Source organism: Lishizhenia sp., from assembly GCF_057456495.1.
In genome coordinates this window covers 1-3,539 of record NZ_JBVCPV010000246.1, presented here as the reverse complement: position 1 = coordinate 3,539, position 3,539 = coordinate 1, and the positions used below count along the sequence as shown (strand labels likewise).

Annotated in this window: 6 protein-coding genes; all 6 read right to left on the bottom strand. The window is 37.4% G+C overall.

Translation table 11 applies throughout. From position 1 onward, the window contains the following. The coding region (locus AC22ZQ_RS13405) for a M16 family metallopeptidase (RefSeq protein ID WP_318959273.1) at nucleotides 1-344 on the bottom strand (344 nt) is incomplete at its 3' end. 3 nt (nucleotides 345-347) lie between these two features. Then, nucleotides 348-1,301, bottom strand: a complete 954-nt coding sequence (locus tag AC22ZQ_RS13400; protein WP_318959272.1) for an NAD(P)H-dependent flavin oxidoreductase — start codon at nucleotides 1,299-1,301, stop codon at nucleotides 348-350. A 66-nt stretch (nucleotides 1,302-1,367) separates the two neighbouring features. Continuing rightward, nucleotides 1,368-2,234, bottom strand: a complete 867-nt coding sequence (gene lgt, locus AC22ZQ_RS13395) for a prolipoprotein diacylglyceryl transferase (protein WP_318959271.1) — start codon at nucleotides 2,232-2,234, stop codon at nucleotides 1,368-1,370. 127 nt (nucleotides 2,235-2,361) lie between these two features. Beyond that, a complete protein-coding gene (locus AC22ZQ_RS13390) occupies nucleotides 2,362-2,892 on the bottom strand; it encodes a dihydrofolate reductase family protein (protein WP_318959270.1) in 531 nt (176 codons plus the stop codon). Next, on the bottom strand, nucleotides 2,892-3,350 hold the full coding sequence (locus AC22ZQ_RS13385; protein WP_318959269.1) for a hypothetical protein: 459 nt from the start codon (nucleotides 3,348-3,350) through the stop codon (nucleotides 2,892-2,894). Before AC22ZQ_RS13385 ends, AC22ZQ_RS13390 begins: the two co-directional genes overlap by 1 nt. 9 nt (nucleotides 3,351-3,359) lie before the next feature. Further along, nucleotides 3,360-3,539: hypothetical protein (locus AC22ZQ_RS13380; protein WP_318959268.1), on the bottom strand; the 180-nt coding region annotated here is incomplete at its 5' end.

Below are 3,539 nucleotides of genomic sequence, written 5' to 3'. Positions count from 1 at the left end.
GATTTATCTGTAAAGGCTAAATTCAACATTCTATCGCTCTCTAGCCATAATGCAGTTTCTATATTCTGAGCAGGAATGACGTCGTAATAATTGGTTACATCATTACTGGTAAATGCATTACTTTCCCCTCCGGCTCTTTGCAAGGGTCCATCAAAGTCTGGGATATTTGCCGAACCACCGAACATCAAATGTTCAAATAAATGGGCAAAGCCCGTTTTGTTGGCGTCTTCGTCTCTAGCACCCACATCATAAATCGTGTTTACCACAGCCATAGGAGTTGTTACATCCCTATGAAAAATCACCCTCAACTTATTCTCTAACTCAAATTTGTGATATTCTATCATCGATTAAAATTGAAATTTATCCGTTTGCATGGCTGCAATTGAACTTTTATATTCTTCTATAATTTCTTTTACTATTTCTGCAGCGGGCATTACCTCGTGAATCAGTCCAGATATTTGTCCTATCTCTAACTCACCTTCCACCAAATCACCTTCAAACATTCCCTTTTTGGCTCTTCCTCTCCCTAATAAATCTTTCAATTGTTCAGGTGAATTACAAGCTTCATAGGCCTTTTCTACTTTTTGGTAGAATTCATTTTTAATCAAACGTACGGGTGTAATCTCCTTCAAGGTTAACATGGTGCTACCCTCAGCAGCATCTACTACAGTTTGCTTAAATTTTTGATGGGCAGACGATTCTTCCGACGCTACAAACCTACTACCGATTTGAACGGCATCAGCTCCCAGGGTCATGGCTGCCAACATTCCTTTCCCCGTTCCTATTCCTCCTGCAGCAATTAAGGGAATATTAATGGCTTCTTTGACCATAGGAATTAAACAAAGGGTTGTCGTTTCATCCCTACCATTATGGCCTCCAGCTTCAAAACCTTCGGCTACAACTGCATCTACTCCCGCTGCCTCTGCTTTTTGAGCAAACTTCACACTAGACACAACGTGTACTACCGTGATTCCATGTTCTTTTAAATAAGAAGTGTAGGTTTTAGGGTTTCCTGCCGAAGTAAAAACAATGGGCACTTTGTGTTTAATAATCGTTTCAATGTGTTTGTCAATATCAGGGTAAAGCATGGGTAAGTTGACCGCAAAAGGTTTATCTGTTGCCGCTTTACATTTCACCACGTGCTCTTCTAAAATTTCAGGATACATACTTCCCGAACCAATAATTCCGAGTCCACCAGCATTAGAAACAGCCGAAGCTAATTCCCATCCCGAACACCAAATCATTCCCGCCTGAATCAGCGGATATTCTATCTTAAATAATTCTTTAATTCTATTCATCACTCTAATTTTACGTCCTCCTCAAAGGTTTACTAAAGTTGAAAACCACCCCGAAGAGTGGTTTTAATATTATTCTGTTGTTTTTCTTTTGTTGACCCAAATGAATAAGCCTACCCCTAAAATAATAAATGGGACAGACAGCCATTGGCCTGTATTTAAAATCATACCTGCATCTCTATCGGCCTGACCTACTTTCACGATTTCGACCAAGAATCTTGCTCCAAACAATAAAATCAAGAAAACTGAAAACATCAATCCTAATTTTTCTTTGGCATTGGTCTTCCAATACATAAACATCAATACCATAAATATGAAGATGTAAGAAATTGCTTCGTACAATTGAGCTGGATGACGTGGAACGTGTTCTCTAATCCCATCGCCATTTTGATCTATCATTAAACTAGCTGATTCATTGTTAAAAATAAACCCCCAAGGTAAATCTGTAGGAATCCCTACAATTTCATGGTTCACCAAGTTCCCCAAACGAATAAAGCATCCGGCTATCGCAATCGGTGCAACAATTCTATCTAAAATCCACAACATTGGTTTCTTAGACACTTTTTTACTGTAAATGAACAAAGCGATTAAAATGGCAATTGCGCCACCGTGACTGGCCAAACCACCTTCCCACACTTTAAGTATATTCAAGGGATGTGAAAAGTATCCTTCTTGCAAATACCCATCTGGATGCATACCATCCCAGTACGGCCCATAAAAGAGAACATGACCTAAACGCGCTCCAATGATGGTAGCAAGTACCATATACATCAACAACTTATCCAACTGTTCGTCAGGAATACCTTCTTTTTTAAACATGCGTTTAACCACAAAGAAGCCAAGAAATAATCCAGTTACGAAAAGGAGACCATATAAGTTAGGCGTACTCCATCCATCAATTAATTGTGCATCCACCTTCCAATCTATTGCTAAATTCACTGTGTTTTGTTTAGGATTAAAAGCGAAAGATAATAGTTTTTATCCTTTCAGAGTCTCGAAAGAAAAGATATGCAGAAATTGTAAAGAAAAGACCAGAATTACATCGATAAAACGAACCTTAATTACACTACTTATTGACTTGATAGTGCAATTGAACTAAACCTGTTTTAAAAGCTTTCGTTGCCTTCAACTCAAGACGACGTTCTGGAATTTCGTTTTCAAATAAGGACACACCTTCTCCCAAGGTTACAGGAATAATTGAAAGAATTATTTCATCCAATAAATCGGCTTTCAGGAGACTGTTAACCAGTTGAGCTCCACCATCACAATAAATATTCTTCCCTTCTTTTGCCTTAAGGGATTGAATCAAGGTTGTTAAGTCTCCGTTATAAAAATGTGTTAAACCTTCTTGAGGTTTTTCTTGGGTAGTAATAACATAGCTTTCTTTGTCTTTGTGCGGAAAAAACCCCACTTCTTTCACCACCCAATCATAGGTTTTTCTACCTACAATAACGGTATCGATTTGACGTGTAAAATCTGCATAACCATAATCCTCACCTTCCTCCGTCATGGGGTTTAAAAAACTGAGGTCATCATTTGGCTTTGCTATAAAACCATCTAGTGACGAGGATATATACAGGACTACTTTTCTTTCCATTATAACATTACGATATCTATCTGATTTCCTTTTACCGCAGCCTTTTTATCCATCTGATTCCCCAACACGATTCCGATAAACATCCCAAAAGGAAAACCTATTCCAATTAGGCCTGAATTATCCAAAATATTTGAAAGTATTAAACCTATGGGAACTCCAAACACGGCTAACCCTAGCGCCAGCCACATGTTTCTATAGTGATGTTTGGTTACAATTTTCGCTTTGCGCTCAAGTTTGGAAAGAATTTTATTTTGAGATACGCGCAGTTGCTTTTTGAAAACCCTTGGATGATTTCCTATTCCGTTAAGTAATTCAATCTCCTTATTTAAAACGGCTATTAATTCGTCTGACAAGTTGCGCTTTTTAAGTTCTACAATCAACTTTTGTAAATTCTGAAACTTTTGCTTCTCTTTATTTCCGTTGAACGAGGTTCTGTCCTTTAAACTTTGCAACTGCATCTTCTACTATTATTGAATTTTTGTACTTAAGTCTTGATTCAATCTAATTTCTAACACTTCATTTGTGAGGGTAACGATATCGAAAACCAATCCTTTATTCAGCTTAAAATAAATTAGATTTTTGTCTAAATTAACCAATAAATTAGAACTGATAAACTTGTAACTTTTCTCGTTAGCAAGGGATACATT

Bases quoted from the DNA above. Each gene is read 5' to 3' on its own strand.
- AC22ZQ_RS13385 (WP_318959269.1), bottom strand. From the start codon at position 3,350: ATGCAGTTGCAAAGTTTAAAGGACAGAACCTCGTTCAACGGAAATAAA.
- AC22ZQ_RS13390 (WP_318959270.1), bottom strand. From the start codon at position 2,892: ATGGAAAGAAAAGTAGTCCTGTATATATCCTCGTCACTAGATGGTTTT.